The following is a 19,816-nucleotide window of genomic DNA, read 5'->3' on the forward strand; positions in this document are numbered from 1 at the left end:
TATGAAAGTTCATACACTTTCGACAACATTAACACTTCTAAGCTTGGCAGTAAGTGCCCAGCTTTATGCTCAAATAACTGAGATCGATAACACGACTCAAGATAATGTTGCGGCAGAAGTTCAAAAACCAACACAACTTGCGCCAATTGTTGTGACAGCAACTCGTTCAGCACAAAGTATCGCTGAGATTGCAGGAACTGTTTACAGTATTAGCCAAGAAGATATTGCCAAACAAGCTGCTGCTGGGAAAAGTACCGCCGATATTTTAGGTTTGTTGGTTCCATCTTTAACTCCAAGTTCGGGTACGACCAGTAACTATGGTATGACCATGCGTGGTCGTACTGTGCAATATATGATTGATGGTGTTCCACAAACGGGTTCACGCGATAGTTCACGCCAATTAAATAGCATTAGCCCAGACATGATCGAACGTGTTGAAGTCGTGTCAGGTGCAAGTAGTATTTATGGTGCAGGTGCTACTGGTGGGATCATCAATATCATCACTAAAAGAGGTTCCGGTGATGGTGTAAACTTTGAAACCAAACTCGGTGTAACCTCTGGTGATAATTTTAAAAGTGATGCTTTAGCTTATGAAGCGTTTCAGTCTGCATCATTTAATCAAGGGGATTGGAACGGTTTCTTAGGTGCGAGTTATACACAACGTGGTGAAATCCAAGACAGTCGCGGTAATCGTGTTGGTCCAGAAGTTGCGCAAACTGATCGTCAAGATACCGAAACTGTTGATGTGAATGGTCGTTTAAGCTGGCAGTTTTCAGATAAGCAAAAATTAAGTATTGGTGCGCAATACTATAATGATGAGCAAGATAGTGAATATGGTGCAGACTATGGTCCTGGTTTGGCTGTTTTATTAGTTAAAGGAACCAAACCAAGCCAGAAAGCGGTTAAAGGTTTAGAACTTGATACTCAACCACGTACTAAGCGCAGTGCAGTAAATGCCCAATATGAAAATCAAGATTTTCTAGGTCAGACTTTAAATGCAGAGGCTTATTATCGTACTGAAAAGGGGCGATTCTTCCCAAGTGCAAACTACTTAGCGCATGCTGACCATCCACAAAAAGGAATGTATATTGTTACCCAATCTGAAACAGATATTGATGTTTTTGGTGCTCGATTAGCACTTCAAAGTAAGCTTAATCTGGCAGAACGCGTATTAAATTTAACTTATGGTGTAGATTACGATAAGGAAACGGGCAAACAAACAGCACAACTTTATGATCTAAATACTTTTATGAGTAGTAATGGTCTTAAGTTTAAGCCTTTAAATAATTATGCTTTTGGGCCTGATGTAGATACTGAAAAGCTTGGTTTTTTCTTACAAAGTCAATTTGAAGCAACCGATCGCTTAAACCTACAAGCAGGTATTCGTCATGAGCGCATTGATAGTGATATTAAAGATTCAGTTCCATATTCTGAAGCAATGATTGCTGATGTCGTTCCAACACATCAAGCTAAAACTTTAAAAGGTGGTTCCGTTAAGCATGATGCAACTCTCTTTAATGTCGGTGCGCTTTATCATTTAACTGATGCACAACAGGTGTTTGCAAACTTTTCGCAAGGTGCGAATTTACCTGACGTACAACGTATGTTAAGAGATGTTCCTGCGAACTTTGTTGTAAGTAATCAAACAATTGATCCAATTAAAGTAAATAGTTTTGAGTTGGGCTGGCGTCTACAAGATGACGCATTAAGCACAGGTATCACAGCGTTCTATAATAAATCTGATAAATCATTGAAATTTGGTCCTCCGAGTTTTGCAATAGAGGTTATTGATACAGATGAACGCGTGTATGGTGTTGAAGGCAACGTCAAATATAATGTGTCAGATGATTGGACTGTAGGAGGGACTTTAGCTTACACGCGTGGTCAGTTCAAAAACTCAAATGGTAAATGGCAGGAGCTAGATGCGATTCGTGTCGCTCCTTTAAAGGCAACGGTATATTCAGACTGGCAATTCAATGATGGTTTAGGTTTGCGAGTACAAGCTTTAGCTATTGATGGTACAGACGAAGCACGTAAGGATGCAATTGCGAATGGTAGTAGTCCAACAGCAGAAATCAAAGGTTTTGCAGTGATGGATGTGATTGCTAATGCAAAAGCAGGTCCAGGTACTTTAGGTTTTGGTGTATATAACGTGTGGAATACGGACTATAAGTCAGTTTATAGTCAAGCCGTTTCAACGGTTTACGGCGATATTTCGAGCTTACCTGCTCAAGGTCGTACCTATGGTTTGAGTTACACTCTCAAATACTAATCTTATCCAAAAGGCATCTTTTCAGATGCCTTTTTTTGATGAATTTCATGATGAACAATCATTTAAAATTTTTAGCTTTGGCTGCTTTAATCAATGGAACTTGTTTTTCCATGATTCTTCCTTTACTGGCACCTTTGACTCGACAGCTACATTTATCCGAATTCCAAGGTGGAGTCATCGTTTCAGCAGGAGCGATCTGTATGGCTATCGCTTCAATATGGATTGCAAAGAACAAAAGTAATCAATCTCCACAAAATTTAGTGAATTATGGTTTTATGGGAATGACCATCACATGGGCGCTTTTTACTTTCATACTAGCTTTGGGCTTAGATGCAATTTTGCCTTCAGTATTGATTTTCATTTTATTGGTTTTAAGTCGTGCATCGACTGGCATTTTTATGGCGATGCCACAAATCGGCCTACAAAGTTATGTCATGACTGAATCAACTGAAACAACGACTCGTAGTAAGAATATGGCATTGTTTGGTGCGATGAATAGTTTTGGAATGATCGTCGGACCTTTGGCGACTTCGCTATTATTGTTTGGCGGACTGTTATTGCCAATGTGGTTCGCGGTTGCTTTACTGACATTAGTCAGTTTGGCACTCATTATATTTTTTAAGAAAAAGACTGATATAAAGTCAGATGCAAATAAGGCATTAGAGCAAAATTCAAATACAGTTTTGAGTCAGAAAAATCTTATAAAGCAGAGTTTGATTTGGTTGCTTTTAGGCTTTTCTACTTACGTTGCAATCGTGACATTAAACATGACTGCTGGATTTTATATTCAAGATAAATTCTTTTTGAGTAGTCAGCAAAGCGCAGTGTATTTCTCTCAATGTATGGTTGTTGTTGGTATCTGTCTGGTGGTGTCACAGTTGCTGATCGTAAAAGTGATTAAGCTGCATCTACATAGTTTGGTTTTGATTGGCATTTTGACTATGTGCTTTGGGTTGTTACTATCACTATATGCGCAAAACATTGTGGTTTTTCAAGGCAGTTATATTTTCTATGGTATTTCAGTGGCATGCTTATTACCAGCATTTACAACAGGCGCAGCACAAGCAGTTACGAAAGATTCACAAGTCAAAATGGCAGGATATTGCACTGCAACTCAAGCTTTTGGCTTGATTTTTGGTCCTCTAGTTAGCACTTATTTATATCAATTTGATCAAAACCTACCTTTCTATTTTTTATTCGCTTTAATAATATTGGTCGGGATATGTATAGGGTGGGTTTTAGTCAGAAAGGAAGAAGAAATGAGTTCTTTTGTCGAAGATTAAACGCTTAATATGATCAAAAATAACTCATATATTCTTTTAAAAAGCAAGAAAACTTACATAACTACATCTTAGGACGTAAACATAGATGGCTGTTTGGTTATTTATTAATCAAATTTATTTCATTTATTTAACGGTCGAAATTTAAGCTCATTTCTGGGTTAGCCTATTAGAAGTAAAACAATATAAGAGGAGTAAAGATGTTGATTTTTCATGATTTTCCTGTTCAAGGGACACTTTTTGATATGGATGGAACAATGTTTGATACAGAGCGATTACGCTTTGAAACATTGAAACAAGCATCAGAAGAGCTTATTGGACAGGAATTTTCAGATGAATATTTAATGCAGTGCTTAGGTCTGAGCGCAAAAACTGCAGAACAACTTGCAAAGAAATTTTATGGGGAAGATGTTCCATATCAAGCGATTAGAAAACGTGCTGATGAACTTGAGTTAGAATCTGTGCGTCACAATGGTGTTCCAATAAAAAAAGGGTTAATTCAAGTTTTAGAGCGCTTACGCAAATCAGGTTTAAGAATGGCTGTTGCAACATCAAGTAGACGTGCGATTGCAGAAGAATACTTAATTAATGCCAACGTTTATAAATTTTTTGATCTGTTAGTTTGTGGGGATGAAGTTGAAAAGGGAAAACCTCATCCAGAAATCTTTATTACCGCTGCGCAAAAACTAAATTTACAACCAAGTCAGTGTTTGATGTTTGAAGATTCAGAAAATGGAATTTGTTCAGCTCATGATGCGGGTGGCATTACGATTTTATTTAAAGATATTAAAGAACCAAATGATCGCATGTTAGCGAAAGCAAATTTTTATTATCAGGATATGTACGAGTATTTAAATGCTTTAGATCAATACATTCCTGAAATGGATATGCCTCAACTACAAGAACCATTTCCGCAAAGTCTGAATCAATTAACCGTAGGGATTCATGGTTTTGGTGCAATTGGTGGTGGGTATATTGCTCAAATTGTTTCACATTGGGATGGATATACACGTCCAAAACGTATTTTGGCTTCCACGCGAAATAAATTGTATTTGGAATCAGTGAATAGTTTTGGCAGCTATAGTATTCGATATGGCCAATCGTCTTTTGACGAACGAATTGATAACTTGACTGTTATTGATGCTGATAATGATAAACAGATGCGTGAAATGTACATGCAATCGAGTCTTATTGCATTATGTCTGCCTGAACATGCGATAGCATCTGAATCAAAAATGATTGCCAAAGGTTTATTGGCGCGTTTCATGTCACAAGATTTAGACAACCTTGAACCAATCACTTTTCTGATTATTTTGAATAAGGTTTGCGCGAAATATTTAGTGCTCAAACATATTCGTGAAGCTTTGCTTGAGATCACGGATGAAGATATTGCTGAGCATATTTTAAGTGAGCATTATTTCTGTGATACGGTGGTCAATCGCATGGTCTCTAAATTGAGTGATCAAGCTTTGTATCGTCAACTCAATATTAAGCATCGTTTATTTAAACAGTATCAAGCTGATTTGAATGAAGAAACGATTGAATTATCAGATGAAACAGCATTAACTGAAAAACAAGAACGTCAGCTTAGTCAATCATTAGAAGAAATGCGCGATCAGTTTCAAGCAGGTCAGTTTTTACAAAATATGGATTTAATTTTATTCCATAGCGAAACGGATATGCCGATCTATGTTGAAAATCGTAGCCCGCTGTTAAATAAAATGCGCCAAATGATTTTGGTTGATCAAATCTCAGATATTCAAATCATTAAAAATCGTCTATGGAATGGCTGTCATGCCATGATCGCTTGGCAGGCGAGTCTTATTGATCATGAAATGATTGGAATTGCTTTAGCAGATCAGAAGATCAAGAAATTTGCTGAGCAATTGGTGAGTGAAGTGAAATCAGGATTGGTAAATATCGTTCCGGATCAAGCCAAACAACTTGATCGCATGGCTCAAAGTTTTATGAGCTCATGTCGTTCTGCTTATAAAGATCCATGTGAACGTGTGGCTCGTGATCCGTTAAGAAAACTGGGTCACAACGAACGCGTGCTCGGCAGTATTGAAAATCATATCGTGCAACAATTGCCATATGAGTACTTATTACAAGGTGCTGTTTCGGGTTATGTGTATACGGTTAAGTTTTTAGAAATTCCTATTGATCAAGTAATGACGCATTTACAAAACGCTATCGAGCAAATGGACATTATTGAGCATGAAAAGAACGATTTGTTTAAATTGATTTTTACAGCAATCTCAGCTGAATTAAATATCTCACATGGAGTGCAATCTTTTCGTGTTAAAAATGCCGAGTTTGAAACAGCTTAAATGACTTTTAAAATCATTTAATCTTGCCAGTAAATTATGTTTGAATAACACAACTGTCAGAGCGTTATTGCCGTTGTGTTATTACAAACATCTACCCAACTCGTAAAAACTGAAATTCGCGACTATCCAGAATGGCATCATGGTCGGACAGATTATGCTTTGTGGTATATCGAAATTGATCAACCAGCGTTAGTTGAATATTTAGATGCGATCAAAACACATTTCTCAGATTTCCTACTTACGTCGAACCAACGTCAGTATCACATTACATTATTCGTGTGCGGTTTTATAAATCCCCATCCTTCTCCATACAATGATGATTTTTCAGCTGAACAATTCTCACAACATATAAAATCTATCAATACATTACAACTTGAACCCTTTGAATTAGAACTCACAACGATCGATAGTTTTAGTAGTGCTTTATTTATTCAAATCATCGATCAACAAAAATTTTAGAAAAAATCCGTTCTCAGCTTGCACTTGTCTCGAAGGAAATAGCGGCATTGCAATATTGTCCGCATATTACGATTGGACTTTATAACGATGCTTGGAGTAGTGATCTTGTTTTGGAGCGAATAAAAAGCTTTGAAGCCAAAAGAATTAAAATTCAAGTGAATCAATTGACTTTCGGTTATTATAAGGCTCAGATTTTACAAGGATTACTATATCCTTATCATCAAATGGTATTAGGTTAATATGTTGCAATTAATTTTGGGTGGTGCACGTTCGGGTAAGAGCCGATTGGCTGAAAATATAGCTCAGCAGCGTGGAATCCCTGTGATTTATGTCGCCACGGCGCAAGCTTTAGATGATGAAATGCAGCAAAGAATCCAACATCATCAGCAACAAAGACCTAAGCAATGGCAACTTTGTGAAGAGCCTATTTTTCTGGCAGATCAATTATTAAAACTAGATCAAGAACATCAAATCATTTTGGTTGATTGCCTTACCTTATGGTTGACCAATCTATTGTTAGCTGAAGATCAAGATTTACAGCAACAACAGACAGACAAGTTATTAGAAATATTACCCAAACTTAAATCTGAGATTATTTTAGTCAGTAATGAAACAGGGCTAGGTGTCGTGCCAATGGGTGAAATTAGCCGACAATTTGTGGATGAAGCTGGTCGATTGCACCAAGCTTTAGGTCAGCTTGCTCATAAAGTAATGTTTTGTGTTGCAGGCTTTCCAATGATTTTAAAAGATGAGAAATAACATGACTGAACAAAATGCTTGGTACAGAGAATCGATACAACAAATTGATTTGGAAGCAAAAAATCTAGCCGAACAACGACAACAACAACTCACTAAACCAACAGGGGCTTTAGGAGAGTTAGAACAGCTTGCGATTCAGCTAGCAAGTTTACAGGGTACAGTTCATCCTCAAATTCAAAAACCTTGGATCACGATTTTCGCAGGTGATCATGGTGTGGTTGAAGAAAATATCTCTGCTTATCCACAAGCCGTGACACGCCAAATGCTTCAAAATTTTGCTTCTGGCGGTGCAGCTATCAGTGTTATTGCAAAACATCATCAAGCACAGTTACAAGTGATTGACTGTGGAACAGTAGGCGATCCCTATTATTATGTCGGTGTAGAGCGACATTGTATTCGTGCAGGAACAGCCAACTTTGCTCAACACGTTGCAATGACGGAACAAGAATGTTTTGCTGCATTGGCATTAGGTAAAGCCAGTGCGGATCTAGCGAAATCAGAACAGGTTGATATTTTTATCGCTGGAGAAATGGGTATTGGCAATACTTGTTCCGCTTCAGCCATCGCATGTTTGTTGTTAAATGAAGATGCAGCACAACTGACAGGTGTTGGAACAGGAATTAATAATCAACAATTGCTACATAAAATTGCAGTTATCAATCAGGCAATTGAACTCCATCAATCTAGTGTTGAGAATGATGCTTTGAAAATTCTAGCCGCAGTAGGTGGTTTAGAGATTGCTGCCATGACAGGAGCATATTTACGTTGCGCTCAAATTGGTTTGCCGATTGTGGTGGATGGTTTTATCAGTTCCGTTGCAGCTTTATGTGCTGTTCGCATACAACCAAGTTGTCGTGACTGGATGCTATTTGGACATCAATCAGCAGAATATGGTCATGTTCGCATTCTTAAAGAATTAAATGCGCAGCCAATTTTAAAAATGAATCTAAGATTGGGTGAAGGAAGTGGTGCAGGCGCAGCATTGTCGATGCTGCAATTGGCATGCGTTTTACATAATCAAATGGCAACCTTTGCTGAAGCAGCAGTGACTGGAGATAAAGTTGCGCATTGATCTACTACGACATGGTGAAACAACTTTAAGCCATACTTTGCGTGGGCACACTGATGATGAACTAACTGAAAACGGTTGGCTGCAGATGCAATCGACCATACAGCGATATGTTGCAGCAGATACGGATTGGGATGTCATTTTTAGTTCACCTTTGCAACGTTGTCATTCCTTCGCGATCAATTTGGCAGAGCAACTTGAACGACCATTGCAATTAAATATGCATATTAAAGAAATGTATTTTGGTGATTGGGAAGGTATTTCGACTCAAAGCATTTATGAAAATGAACCCGAGTTATTGGCAAATTTTTGGCAATTTCCAACAAAATATCATGCACCAAATGGTGAACCTTTAGAGCAATTTTTACAGCGTGTTAAAGTTGGATTTAATGAAATTCACACTCAAATGAAAATACATCAATGGAATAGAGCATTAGTTATTACACATGGTGGAGTGATTAAATTGTTGACTTGTTTGGCGCGTCAGCAAAATATAGATGATTTATTAACTATGCCCGCAGAGTTAGGGACGTTATATGCTTTAAACCTCACTAAAGTTGACAATCAAATACATTTTTCTGAAAAGACAGCAATTTAGTAGTTATAAAATCTTATTTTATTTCCAGTATTTGCTTAGGTCATGTAATCGAACTGTCATTGCCACTGCCTATGATACATCTCATTTCTTGACCTATAAGTAAATCCTTTATGAATATATTATTGAAAAGCAGTGTGTTATGCGTGAGCATTTTATTGGCGGCATGTAATAACGATGATCGCTCAGAATCAAAAATAATCCCAGAAAATAACACGGTATCAAAATATTATCAGACTAAAACTCCATACCAACCACAACAAGATCTAAAAAAATATGAAGCAATTCCTCAGGGTTTCAAACCTGTTTTTACAGAGTTAGTAGCACGTCATGGTTCTAGAGGATTATCGAGCATTAAATATGATTTGGCGCTGTATAACTTATGGAAACAAGCTAAGGCTGAGAATGCTTTAACACCTTTAGGTGAAAAATTAGGTGCTGATTTAGAAAATATGATGAAAGCCAATATTTTGCTTGGTTATGGCGTAGATGGGATTCGCCAGTATGGATATGGCAATGAAACGATGCTTGGTATTCAAGAACATAGAGGTATTGCAGACCGTCTTTTACAGCGTCTACCTGAACTATTTAAAACAGAAGCGACACAACCTCAATCTATTTTAGTCCAAAGCTCAGGTGTAGATCGTGCGGTTGATAGTGCCAAGTTTTTTACTGCTGAATTGATTCAACAACAACCACAATTGAAGAGTCAAATTACACCTACGTCATATACAAGTTTGGTCAGTACCAGTATTCCATCTAGTGAAGACGGTGGAGTAGATCGATTTAAGCTTTATTTTCATAGTTTAAATCAAACTCAAGATTTAACTCAGCCTATATCTGCACAACAACAAGTCATTTATGATGTAAGTCAAGCTTATCAACACTTTGAAGAAGATAATGCTGACTTAGCTAATAAACTAGATGAGTTAACTCAAAAATCGCGTGCTCAGCAGGTTGCTATGAGTGTATTAACGCCAATTTTTAAACCTGAATTTATTAAAAAAATAGGTACAAGCGGTTATACTTTCAGTAATACAGGCTCATATACTGTGACTACCCCAACAGGTGAAAATATTACTGAAAAAGGCAAAGGAAAGAATACAATTACTAGTGCTGTAGATGCTGCTGCTTATATTTATGAACTGTACTCTATTTCAGGAGGGATGCAGGTTGAACTTAACGACGTAAGTTTTGATAAATATATGCCAATCGATGCAGCTAAGTTTTATTCAGAATTCAATGATGCTAATGACTTTTATTCTAAAGGTCCAAGCTTTTCTGAATCCAATGCTGTCACCAGTAAGATGTCAAAGGGATTAAAGCAGGATTTATTTGACCAAGTTGATGCGATTATTGAAAGAAAACAATCCCACCGCGCTGTGTTACGTTTCGCACATGCTGAAATCATTATTCCACTGGCGACCAGTCTAGAGTTACATGACATGATGCAGCCTTTACCATTACGTCAAACCTATAACTACAGCAATAGCAAGTGGAGAGGTGAAGTGGTATCGCCAATGGCTGCGAATTTACAGTGGGATATTTATCAAAATGCACAAGGTATCACTTTGGTAAAAATGCTCTACAATGAAAAAGAGACCTTGTTTAAACCATCATGTAAATATGCACAATATAGTACCAACAGTTTCTATTATGATTATTTAAAGCTCAAACAATGTTATCAAGTTCAATAATCCAAGCATTAGTTTTTTCAAACTGGGAATAGCCTTGCTATTCCCAGTTTTATTTCCTCATAATTGCTAAATTATGAATCGAATACGATTGAGTTTACATGACGTCTTTTTGGATCGCTTTGCAATTCTTGACTGTTCTACCCATCGAACTAAAACAGATACCAACTGCAAAGCAAAATGGTCAATCTGTACTTTTTTATCCACTTGTAGGTTTGTTGATTGGATTAATTCTATTTGGACTTTCAATCCTTCTCGTAAAAGTACCGATTATTCTTGTTACAGCGATTATTTTAGTGATTTGGATTTGGCTTACAGGTGGGCTTCATTTAGATGGTCTAGCGGATACAGCAGATGCCTGGGTAGGTGGCTTTGGTGATCGGGAACGGACCTTAAAAATCATGAAAGACCCAAGTTGTGGTCCTATCGGTGTTCTAAGTTTAGTCATTGTTTGCTTACTTAAATTTTCCGCTTTATATGTCTTGCTTCAACAACAGCTCTCTGCTTTTTTAATCTTAATTCCCATGCTGGGTCGCAGTGTTCCTTTATTTTTATTTCTCACAACACGATATGTTCGAGAAAATGGATTAGGGCGTTCAATGACTGATTCTATTCCTAAAACTGTAGGATGGATGGTTTTTGTCATTACATTGGCATTGCTTTGTGCATTTAAATTAATTGGATTAGTTGCTTTAATCAGCTTTTTCTTAATATTGGTTTCCTTAAGATTTTTATTTATTAAGAGAATCGGTGGTATCACGGGTGATACGGTGGGTGCTGCCATTGAGTTGAGTGAGACGGGCTTAATATTAACTTTTGTGATTGCTTTCTTTTATATCTAAGTGAATTTTTATAGGATTGATCCTTCTCAAATAAGAAGGATCAATTCCGCTTTAACGTTTTCGAATTGCCAATAAACTTCCCAAGATTACCAATACTGCAATCAATCCCGCGATTGTTCCCAACAGGATGTCTCTAAGCGTTTTATCTATCGGTAACCATGTCCACTTATGCAAATAAGCAAAACTAAACCCCTCTAAGGCATCTTGCTGATTTACTTGCGCCGCAATGACACCGCTACTTGGTTCGATATAAAGTCTAAGCTGATCATTCAAATTAGTTTCAACTTTGATTACAGGTAAACGTTTATTTATAAAACCATATTCACCGCCAAAACGAGTGACCCATGAACTTTGAGTAAAATGCTTTAAAGGCAAGTTTAAATAAAAGGCTGCCAAATATTTGCTTTGCTCAAGAGGATTCAAATTTTTAGCATGTTGAGCATCAACTAACTCAATGGCTGGGGCAGCATCTTTTGCATGATGATGGTGATCATGTTCTTTCGCTGCGGTCATGCTCCCTTGTAATTGGGGTTTTCCAGTCAATTGAACCATCCAGCCTGCATGTGCTTGATTCTGATCAAAAGCGATCGGTACAAGGTTGAGTCGCTGAATTGGACGTTGAACTGCCAATTGCCATGCTTCAGGATTTAAATCTTGCGTATGGAAGATGGGCTGAACATTCACAAGTTCAGGTTTTTTATGCCAAACATGATAAAAACCACTAAACACCCATAACAAAATAAAAACACTTAAACTAATGCCCAGATAACGATGAAAAAAACGAATTGGCTTTTTAGCTAAACGATGATTTTTACGATTGTGAATTTTGAAAAACAATCCGATTCCCATCAAGGTCAAAGCAAGAATGCCAATTAAAGCAATTTGCATCAAGAGACTTTGTCCTGTCCAAGGCTGATCTCCCCAAGTCCATGTATGACCTAAGCGAAAGATCCGTGCCATCCACATTTTCTGATCATTAGAAATCGTTGCTAATCGAGATTGTGCTGGATCGACATAAGCCCTTAAACCAGTATCAAAATCTACACGCCAAACAGGTAATAAGCGATTGACGCTTGGATAATCATCACTAAATTGAGTGACCAGTTCAGCAGAAATAATCTGTTGTTGACTTAAGCCTGTGTACCAAACTGCAAGACGTTTTGCATCTTGCAATTCAGCAGCTTTAATCAATTGCCCAGTATGACGATCAAAATATTCAGCAATATTTTGATTAGGTTTTAAAACTCGATAAGCAATAAGATCTTTTTTAAGTTCAATTGCTTGTAATGCAGAAAATTCGGTAATTTTCTGCATGTCTAATATTTGAGGGATGGACAATCCATCCCTCAAATCAAGCTGTTGGGATGGAGGCATACGTTTTGCAGGTTGTGGTTGGGTTGCACTCATAATTGGATGCAACACACCAGTTAAAGACCACATCAAAACGAGAATGCCAAGTACCATTCCAAAGCCACGATGAAACTTTAGTAGCTTTTTCAATTGGTTGGCATTCATGACTTATTTCCCAAAATGATAGCGTAAACCTAATAAATAAGTACGTGGTGCAGCAGGCGTATAGCTGGCTTGGTTATTACTAAACGAGGTACTTTCCGCATAATGTACATCAGCTGCATTAAGAATTTGCCCATATACCTCATAGGCATTTTTACGATAATTTGCACGTAGGTTTAGAATCGTATGTCCATCATACTTTTCTGTATTGGCATCATTTATCCAGTATGAACCGACATAAACACCTTCTGCTGAGAGTAATAATTCAGGCATAGGTTTTATCTGATACTCGATTGTGCCAAAGCTTTTTGGAGAGCTAGGCATCGTATTGCCGCTATAGTCGAACGCTAGTGATGGTTGAAATTCTTTATATTCATGTTTAGCGATACTGCCTGACAGTTTTAAACGCTGGTCATATTGTTCGCTGATTTTCCATGTTCCGCCAACTTCGATACCTTGATGTAAGGTTTTTCCAGCATTGCGAGGTTCACGTGTGTTGTCTGGTTTAGTAAAGCTAAGTACTTCATCTTTACCTTCTAGACGATACAAGGTAATTTCGCCATCTAAGCGATCATCTAACAACTTGAAACGCAAACCTAGATCAACGTTATCAAAGGTTGCTTCTTTCAGATCAGGCGTTACTAAATTTGCTCCATAAAGGCTACTCACTTCAGGTGGAACAAAGCCTTGTGACCAATTGCTGTAAAGATCTAATTCAGGCGTAATATTCCAAACAAAACCAAGTTGTGGACTGGCTTTATGGAAATTACGCTTTTCATCTGGAGCACCTGTCACTTTAGAAGGAGTAAGCTTATTGTCAAAGTCATAACTGATCCAGTCATAGCGAGCGCCACCAACTAAGTTTAAGTTTGGTAAAGCTTGCCAATTGGCTTGTGTGTAAATCGCTTGGTTATTGACATCGACATTAAAATCACGCAGTAATTGTCGTTGTTTAAACCCTGTATATATTCGTGTTTTAGGATCGCGAAACACTTCAATATCATTGGTTTTTGCTTGGTTAGGCGAATGTTCAGACATCGCACCGACAATTAATTTCACAGGGTTTAAGTTAATTGAATGTTGTAAATTTAATCCATAAGACTGAAAGGCATTATATGTGGTTTGTCCACTATATGTTCCTGTAGGCGTACCATTTTTGGCATCTGTACGAATATTATAACTTGGGTTCTGTTCAGTCGTGTTATCACGATAATACAGTGTGGCTTGGCTTTGATTTTGATCATTCCAACTGTGGCTTAATTGAGATGAAAGTCTTGTTGCATCAACTTCACGATAGGTAAAGGTTTGATAACTGTAACCAGACCGTTTACTGAAATCCTCTGCATTTAAACTACCCGTCATATCTGCTTTGAGATGATTATAACTGACGATATTTTTAACTTGGGTGGCATCAGATATGCGCCAATCATGTCTCAAAGTGATACTTTGCTTATTACTTTCTGCGTGATCTTGCCAACTATCACCACGATCACTGGCATAGCCTGAAACTCTAAAGCCATGCTCCCCAAATTCGGTATCAAAGGTATTCGATGCACCTAGATCAATACGACGATAGCCTCCAGAGCTTGCTCTCACGCCTAAATCAGCTGTGGGAGTTAAACTGGGTGCTTTGGTCAAGAAGTTGATCGTTCCACCGATCGCATTACTACCATATAAACTACTAGCTGGACCACGCAGAATTTCAATATTATCAATCCCAGCCAAATTCACTTCATATAATGCATTATGGTTAAACACACCTACAGGACGCACAGATATACCGTCTTCTAAATACTGATAAACAGCCGCAGTCGTTATTGGTTGGCGTATAGACATCATGTGCTGCTCATTACCCAAGTCATTCATCAAAACACCTGGTGTTTGATTCACTAACTGACCAATGAATGTTGCATGTTTATCTTCAATATCTTGGTTGTTGATTTTGCTAATCGCAGCAGGAGTATTATTAATAGACTCTCCCTCACGGCTTGCAGTGACGACAATGGTCGCTAAGGTTTTAGTTTCATCTTTTGATGAAGTTTCAGCTAAAGCAATTGAACTATAAGTAACAGAAAGGCACGCAGCAGCTAATACTGACAAACGAAATTGAGTATTCATATCAAACTCTATAAAAAAAGCAATAAACAAGGCGGTACCGCAGTTCTCACTGGATACGATATTTACGGAATTGCGTTTTATAGAGCGAGTGGAGGTGCTTGTTTAATTGGAAAAATATAATAGATACGTGGTATATGCAGATTTTCTGTCCACGCATAGCATAGGCATCGTACACGAGTAAACCAAGCTAATAAAAATACAAAAATAATTGCAATAAAAGGAACAATTGCAGCGGCATCAACGCCATAAGTACATAATGGACAATGCTTCATGATCTTGCTTGCAAGTGCAAAAACCTCTTTAGCATGAGCACTAAGTAGATTATGTTTTTGATGTTGAAGATGCTGTTCATGCTGATTTTTATCGTGCATAGCATGATGGTGATGGCTAGAATGGGATTCTGAATCCATTAAGCTATTTTGAATATTTGTAACTTGGCAGTGACTCGGCATTGCATACAGTGCAGGTACAACGCCAATATGAACCATCGTGGGTAAGAGAATATGCCAGAGTAAACAAAGCAAAGTTATCGCACCGAGAGAGGCACGCCACTTTAGCAAATGTTGACGAAAACTGGACTTCATATCAGCGATACGACACAGTGGAAATGTGGCAGAAGTATAATTAAAAAAACATTACACTACAAAACATATCTAACACAAATGGTGAGTATTTTAAGTCAGTAATTTATTGGTTTTATTGATCTTTCACGTAAAAAAACAGACTCATATGAGCCTGTTTTTAATATCTATTATTTATAAATTAACGGTTTGGCAAAACATCTTTAAGCACTTCGTGCATCTCTAATAGCGCTTTTTCTGTTGTTTCCCAATCAATGCAACCATCAGTCACTGATTGACCATAAACAAGATCACATAAGTTTTCAGGAATATCCTGACGACCACCTTTGAGATGACTTTCAACCATGATACCCACGATTGATTTATTGCCATCAAGAATTTGCTCTGTGATGTTTTTAAGAACCAAAGGTTGTAAGTACGGATCTTTGTTTGAGTTTGCATGACTAGTATCAATCATGATCTTATTGCTTACTTTTGCTTTCGCTAAGGCAGCTTCAGCTTCCGCAACAGAAGAAGCATCATAGTTAGGTTTACCATTACCACCACGTAAAACTACGTGAGCATAAGGGTTACCATTGGTATTAATAATCGCTACTTGACCATTTTCATTTAAGCCTAAGAAGCTATGACCATGTTTAACCGATTGCATGGCATTGGTTGCAACCGTTAAGCCGCCATCTGTACCATTTTTAAAACCAACAGGTGAAGATAGGCCTGATGACATTTCACGGTGAGTTTGACTTTCGGTAGTACGAGCACCAATCGCTGACCAAGAAATTAAATCTTGGTAGTACTGAGGTGAGTTAGGATCAAGTGCTTCAGTTGCACAAGGTAAGCCTTTTTCATTTAGCTCAAGCAAAAGACCGCGACCAATATGCAAGCCTTTTTCGATATTGAATGAGTCGTTCATATCAGGGTCATTAATTAAACCTTTCCAACCCACAGTGGTACGTGGTTTTTCAAAGTAAACACGCATGACTAAATAAAGTGTATCTTTTACTTTTTCGCTAAGTACACGTAAACGATCAGCATATTCATTCGCCGCTTTAGGATCATGAATTGAACAAGGACCAATGACGACAAATAAACGCTTGTCGTTGCCATCTAAAATATTACGTACAGTTGCACGTCCTTGTAATACAGTTTTTGATGCAGCCTCAGATAAAGGAAGATCAGCTTTCAGTTCCGCAGGGGTAATCAAGGTTTGAATGCTTTTAATATTAACGTCATTGATATCTGGTTGAGAAACTGGGTTTGGCTGTAGAGTATTCATCGCTGTCACAAATTCAATCTAAAGAAGAGGTTATTTTGTCTACGAATATAGCATGAAATGCTGATTGATTAACTAGCGAATCGCATAATTTGTTCTAAATCAACCAGCATATTTATGGGTTTAAACGGTTTTGGTTAAATGATTTGTCTGTTGAACAAAAACTGCTTGCTGAGTTTCAACTGGTTTTGGCTTGGCTTTAATTGGGTTCACCATAAAGTTGATCCCTAGTGCAAATAATGTAATACCTAAGATTTTACGAATCAGTCGTTCAGGCATACGAGAGCTAATTAAAGTACCCACAATAATGGCAGGAATGGAACCAACCAATAACCACATTAATAAGGTAAAATCAACATTACCTGAAGACATATGGCTTAAACCTGCGACGGCTGTTAGTAAAACGGCATGTACAACATCTGATCCAATGATACGAATCATAGGCAAATTTGGAAACATAATCACTAGAGCCATGATACCAAAAGCACCAGCACCTACTGAGGATAATGTTACAAATACACCCAGTACAATCCCCATAATAACGATATAAAAACGTTTATGTTGCAGAGCATGTTGCTCGCTTTCCATATTGTCTTGTTCGCGATTTCTAAAGCGATCAAAGAACTTCTCAATTTGGGTACGGAACACAATTGATACACCGGTCAAAGTCAACATAAAACCAAGTACCATTGTCAGTACCGCTTTATAATGAGTTGATTGACTTAAATAGTGTTCTAAAACCCATGATGTCGCAAATGAAGCAGGAATACTTCCGATAGCTAACCAAATCACAATTGACCATACAATGTTTAGTTTTTTGGCATGAACAACAGAACCACAGAACTTAGAAATTGATGCATAAAGCAGGTCAGTACCAATGGCAATATGAGGCTCGATTTTGAATAAGCTAATCAAAATAGGGGTCATTAATGAACCACCGCCAACTCCTGTAATACCTACACAGAAGCCAACCAAAACCCCAGCCATAATGAATTCGATAGGACCAAACATCAACAATATGCCTAAATATGCTAAAACCTGCATATCTTATGCTTTTTTAAGATAACTCGTTGTGATGAAAAATGATTTACTTATTCAAAAAAAAGCTAAAGCGGCGATGTTAGATAAATTGATAAAGCATTATGGAAACAATTCAACTCAGTTTTTATAAACTCAGCTATACCTTGAAATCTAACAAGTTATCTTTTGCTTGGTTTTAATTCATTGATCCATAGCACCAAAATAAAAGTAACGGGTGTCGCAAATATCCACCAACTCACAAATCCGATAGAACTTCCATATTCTAAACAAAGCAGGCTACCTGCGAGTAAAAAGCAGATATAAGCAACAACTCTGAAGTGAGTCCTGTAATGAATAAAAATTTGCTGATTTTTCGATTGTGCTTTGTTGATCTGTTTAGCACTGCATCTATGGAGATTAAACATCCCAATCAAGATCAGAAAAAGACTAAAAAGGATCATGCTTTTACCTCTTTTTTCGCTAATTTAGCTTTGATTTTCTGAGCGGATTTTTCTTGAATAGGGTGAATATTTTTAAAAATGAATACGGCGAATATTGCGAAAACAATTAAGAAAAGATCAATACGTAAGAATAACCAGTAACTTTTAAAATCTGAGATCAATTGATGATTCAGTAAATAGACAAAGTTATATACTGGTAAAGCTAAAGCTAACAATCCCATAAATAAAACCTGAGATTTCCACAAGTATTGTTTTTTAGTGAATAATGCAAAGATAAAACTTAGTAGCCAAATAATGAAAAAGGTATAGATTTCATAATTTGGTGTCGTTTCATTCACATGTACAAATCGATTGGCAAATAGATAGCTCATCATTGCAATTGGCAGGCCAATGAATGCAGCAACATTCAAGCGATCTACTAAGTAATAGCCAAAATGAAATTGATTAGACTTATTTTGAATTTGACGTTTTAAGCTCCAAAGTAATAAGCCAGAAGCAATCATTAAACATCCGAGTATGCCAGAGCAAAAAAATGCAAATCTAAGTGCGGGTTGTGCAAAAGTAGCCATATGTAAACCGTATACACCCGCATTTAATGTGGCAACTGAACTTTCATTGCGAGTATTACCGAGCATTTTTCCATTACTATCAAATGTAATTTGCGCTTGGTTTAAGGTAATTGAACGATCTTCTAATTGTTTAAATGTAATAATTGCTTGATCAGTATTGGGATTTTTAACTTCTATTGATGCTAGAGCTTGATCTCCCCATTGTTGTCTGACTTTTTCTAATAAACTATTGATAGGCAATATTTCTGCTTTAATGGGTGCTGCTTTTTGCTGAGTATCTTGATTAACCGTTCTGATTTCAGTGAAATACTGAAAAGGATTTTCAGGATAAAGTTTCTGCATTCCCCAAGGGAGATAGATATAAAAGAAAATTGCTAAACCAGTAAATGTAATTGTCAGAAAAAAGGGAAGTGCAAGTACTGAAGAAACATTATGGAAGTCTAACCAAGAACGTTGAGATTTAAAGGTTCTCAAGGTAAAAAAATCTGTAAAAATCTTTTTATGCGTAATAATGCCTGACACCAAAGCGATCAGCATGATAAAAGCCGCTATACAGGCAATTAGTCGCCCAATCATTACGGGGAGCCCATAAAGTTGGAAATGAAAATTATAGAAAAAATCTCCACCCTGAGTCGCAGATAATTTTAATTCTTGACCAGAATTTGCATCTAGACTTCGACTTTCATAACCTCCTATTGCTTTTTCCCAATACATTCTATTCACAGGTTCTTCTTGGTTGGCAACCTTGAGATACCATGATTTTGCATCAGCCGCATGTTGATTTAAATATTCTGTTGCTGTTGTAATCGCTTTATCTTGGTTTACTTGAATTTGTGCGAGCTGCGGTTGCATCCATAAATTAATTTGATGACGATAGTACGAACTTGTCCCCATTAGGAAGATGGCAAATAAAAGCCAACCGAAAATTAAACCTGTCCAAGCATGTAACCATGCCATTGATTGGCGTACACCTTTATTCTGCATT

General features: G+C 37.3%; 15 protein-coding genes and 1 pseudogene. 9 read left to right on the forward strand and 7 right to left on the reverse strand.

What is annotated here, in order from left to right; all coding sequences use genetic code 11:
* Nucleotide 1 precedes the first annotated feature (1 nt).
* The 9 genes and pseudogenes from F933_RS04550 to F933_RS04590 all read left to right on the forward strand — a co-directional run bounded on the left by F933_RS04550 (nt 2) and on the right by F933_RS04590 (nt 11,300).
* Nucleotides 2-2,272, forward strand: coding sequence for a TonB-dependent receptor (locus F933_RS04550; protein ID WP_005058905.1), 2,271 nt, complete (start codon nt 2-4; stop codon nt 2,270-2,272).
* A 50-nt stretch (nt 2,273-2,322) separates the two neighbouring features.
* Nucleotides 2,323-3,555, forward strand: coding sequence for an MFS transporter (locus F933_RS04555; RefSeq protein ID WP_045504366.1), 1,233 nt, complete (start codon nt 2,323-2,325; stop codon nt 3,553-3,555).
* A 197-nt stretch (nt 3,556-3,752) separates the two neighbouring features.
* Nucleotides 3,753-5,882, forward strand: coding sequence for a bifunctional mannitol-1-phosphate dehydrogenase/phosphatase (gene mtlD, locus F933_RS04560; protein ID WP_005058909.1), 2,130 nt, complete (start codon nt 3,753-3,755; stop codon nt 5,880-5,882).
* A gap of 75 nt (nt 5,883-5,957) precedes the next feature.
* Nucleotides 5,958-6,580: pseudogene (locus F933_RS04565) on the forward strand (2'-5' RNA ligase family protein).
* 1 nt (nt 6,581) lies between these two features.
* Nucleotides 6,582-7,100, forward strand: a complete 519-nt coding sequence (gene cobU, locus F933_RS04570; RefSeq protein WP_005058912.1) for a bifunctional adenosylcobinamide kinase/adenosylcobinamide-phosphate guanylyltransferase — start codon at nt 6,582-6,584, stop codon at nt 7,098-7,100.
* A 1-nt stretch (nt 7,101) separates the two neighbouring features.
* Nucleotides 7,102-8,172: a nicotinate-nucleotide--dimethylbenzimidazole phosphoribosyltransferase gene (gene cobT / locus F933_RS04575; protein ID WP_005058913.1), complete on the forward strand. Its 1,071-nt coding sequence runs from the start codon at nt 7,102-7,104 to the stop codon at nt 8,170-8,172.
* A complete protein-coding gene (locus tag F933_RS04580) occupies nt 8,162-8,767 on the forward strand; it encodes a histidine phosphatase family protein (RefSeq protein ID WP_005058914.1) in 606 nt (201 codons plus the stop codon). The genes cobT and F933_RS04580 overlap by 11 nt, the downstream gene beginning before the upstream one ends.
* Before the next feature lie 110 nt (nt 8,768-8,877).
* Nucleotides 8,878-10,461, forward strand: a complete 1,584-nt coding sequence (locus tag F933_RS04585) for a histidine-type phosphatase (protein WP_034710399.1) — start codon at nt 8,878-8,880, stop codon at nt 10,459-10,461.
* A 98-nt stretch (nt 10,462-10,559) separates the two neighbouring features.
* Nucleotides 10,560-11,300, forward strand: coding sequence for an adenosylcobinamide-GDP ribazoletransferase (locus F933_RS04590; RefSeq protein ID WP_005058916.1), 741 nt, complete (start codon nt 10,560-10,562; stop codon nt 11,298-11,300).
* A 51-nt stretch (nt 11,301-11,351) separates the two neighbouring features.
* On the opposite strand, the gene F933_RS04595 is transcribed toward F933_RS04590, so the two are convergent.
* The 7 genes from F933_RS04595 to F933_RS04625 all read right to left on the reverse strand — a co-directional run bounded on the left by F933_RS04595 (nt 11,352) and on the right by F933_RS04625 (nt 19,815).
* Nucleotides 11,352-12,815: a PepSY domain-containing protein gene (locus F933_RS04595; protein ID WP_005058917.1), complete on the reverse strand. Its 1,464-nt coding sequence runs from the start codon at nt 12,813-12,815 to the stop codon at nt 11,352-11,354.
* A gap of 3 nt (nt 12,816-12,818) precedes the next feature.
* Nucleotides 12,819-14,930 (reverse strand): TonB-dependent receptor, encoded by a 2,112-nt coding sequence (locus F933_RS04600; protein WP_005058918.1) that lies wholly within the window; start codon nt 14,928-14,930, stop codon nt 12,819-12,821.
* A gap of 77 nt (nt 14,931-15,007) precedes the next feature.
* The gene (locus tag F933_RS04605) at nt 15,008-15,514 is read right to left on the reverse strand and encodes a hypothetical protein (RefSeq protein WP_005058919.1); all 507 of its coding nucleotides are present in this window, start codon (nt 15,512-15,514) and stop codon (nt 15,008-15,010) included.
* A 178-nt stretch (nt 15,515-15,692) separates the two neighbouring features.
* Nucleotides 15,693-16,784: a 3-deoxy-7-phosphoheptulonate synthase gene (locus tag F933_RS04610; protein WP_005058920.1), complete on the reverse strand. Its 1,092-nt coding sequence runs from the start codon at nt 16,782-16,784 to the stop codon at nt 15,693-15,695.
* A gap of 120 nt (nt 16,785-16,904) precedes the next feature.
* Nucleotides 16,905-17,792 carry a sulfite exporter TauE/SafE family protein gene (locus F933_RS04615; protein WP_005058921.1) on the reverse strand — a complete coding sequence of 296 codons (888 nt, stop codon included), beginning with the start codon at nt 17,790-17,792 and terminating at the stop codon, nt 16,905-16,907.
* A gap of 188 nt (nt 17,793-17,980) precedes the next feature.
* Nucleotides 17,981-18,262: a hypothetical protein gene (locus F933_RS17360; RefSeq protein WP_005058922.1), complete on the reverse strand. Its 282-nt coding sequence runs from the start codon at nt 18,260-18,262 to the stop codon at nt 17,981-17,983.
* Nucleotides 18,259-19,815 (reverse strand): PepSY-associated TM helix domain-containing protein, encoded by a 1,557-nt coding sequence (locus F933_RS04625; RefSeq protein ID WP_005058923.1) that lies wholly within the window; start codon nt 19,813-19,815, stop codon nt 18,259-18,261. The genes F933_RS17360 and F933_RS04625 overlap by 4 nt, the downstream gene beginning before the upstream one ends.
* Nucleotide 19,816: the final 1 nt, after the last annotated feature.

Origin of the sequence: Acinetobacter beijerinckii CIP 110307, from assembly GCF_000369005.1 — a bacterium.
Taxonomy (GTDB): domain Bacteria; phylum Pseudomonadota; class Gammaproteobacteria; order Pseudomonadales; family Moraxellaceae; genus Acinetobacter; species Acinetobacter beijerinckii.

Bases quoted from the DNA above. Each gene is read 5' to 3' on its own strand.
- F933_RS04615 (WP_005058921.1), bottom strand. From the start codon at position 17,792: ATGTTTGGTCCTATCGAATTCATTATGGCTGGGGTTTTGGTTGGCTTC.
- F933_RS04605 (WP_005058919.1), bottom strand. From the start codon at position 15,514: ATGAAGTCCAGTTTTCGTCAACATTTGCTAAAGTGGCGTGCCTCTCTC.
- F933_RS04595 (WP_005058917.1), bottom strand. From the start codon at position 12,815: ATGAATGCCAACCAATTGAAAAAGCTACTAAAGTTTCATCGTGGCTTT.
- F933_RS04600 (WP_005058918.1), bottom strand. From the start codon at position 14,930: ATGAATACTCAATTTCGTTTGTCAGTATTAGCTGCTGCGTGCCTTTCT.
- F933_RS17360 (WP_005058922.1), bottom strand. From the start codon at position 18,262: ATGATCCTTTTTAGTCTTTTTCTGATCTTGATTGGGATGTTTAATCTC.
- F933_RS04590 (WP_005058916.1), top strand. From the start codon at position 10,560: ATGACGTCTTTTTGGATCGCTTTGCAATTCTTGACTGTTCTACCCATC.
- F933_RS04585 (WP_034710399.1), top strand. From the start codon at position 8,878: ATGAATATATTATTGAAAAGCAGTGTGTTATGCGTGAGCATTTTATTG.
- cobU (WP_005058912.1), top strand. From the start codon at position 6,582: ATGTTGCAATTAATTTTGGGTGGTGCACGTTCGGGTAAGAGCCGATTG.
- F933_RS04610 (WP_005058920.1), bottom strand. From the start codon at position 16,784: ATGAATACTCTACAGCCAAACCCAGTTTCTCAACCAGATATCAATGAC.
- F933_RS04555 (WP_045504366.1), top strand. From the start codon at position 2,323: ATGAACAATCATTTAAAATTTTTAGCTTTGGCTGCTTTAATCAATGGA.
- F933_RS04550 (WP_005058905.1), top strand. From the start codon at position 2: ATGAAAGTTCATACACTTTCGACAACATTAACACTTCTAAGCTTGGCA.
- cobT (WP_005058913.1), top strand. From the start codon at position 7,102: ATGACTGAACAAAATGCTTGGTACAGAGAATCGATACAACAAATTGAT.
- mtlD (WP_005058909.1), top strand. From the start codon at position 3,753: ATGTTGATTTTTCATGATTTTCCTGTTCAAGGGACACTTTTTGATATG.
- F933_RS04625 (WP_005058923.1), bottom strand. From the start codon at position 19,815: ATGCAGAATAAAGGTGTACGCCAATCAATGGCATGGTTACATGCTTGG.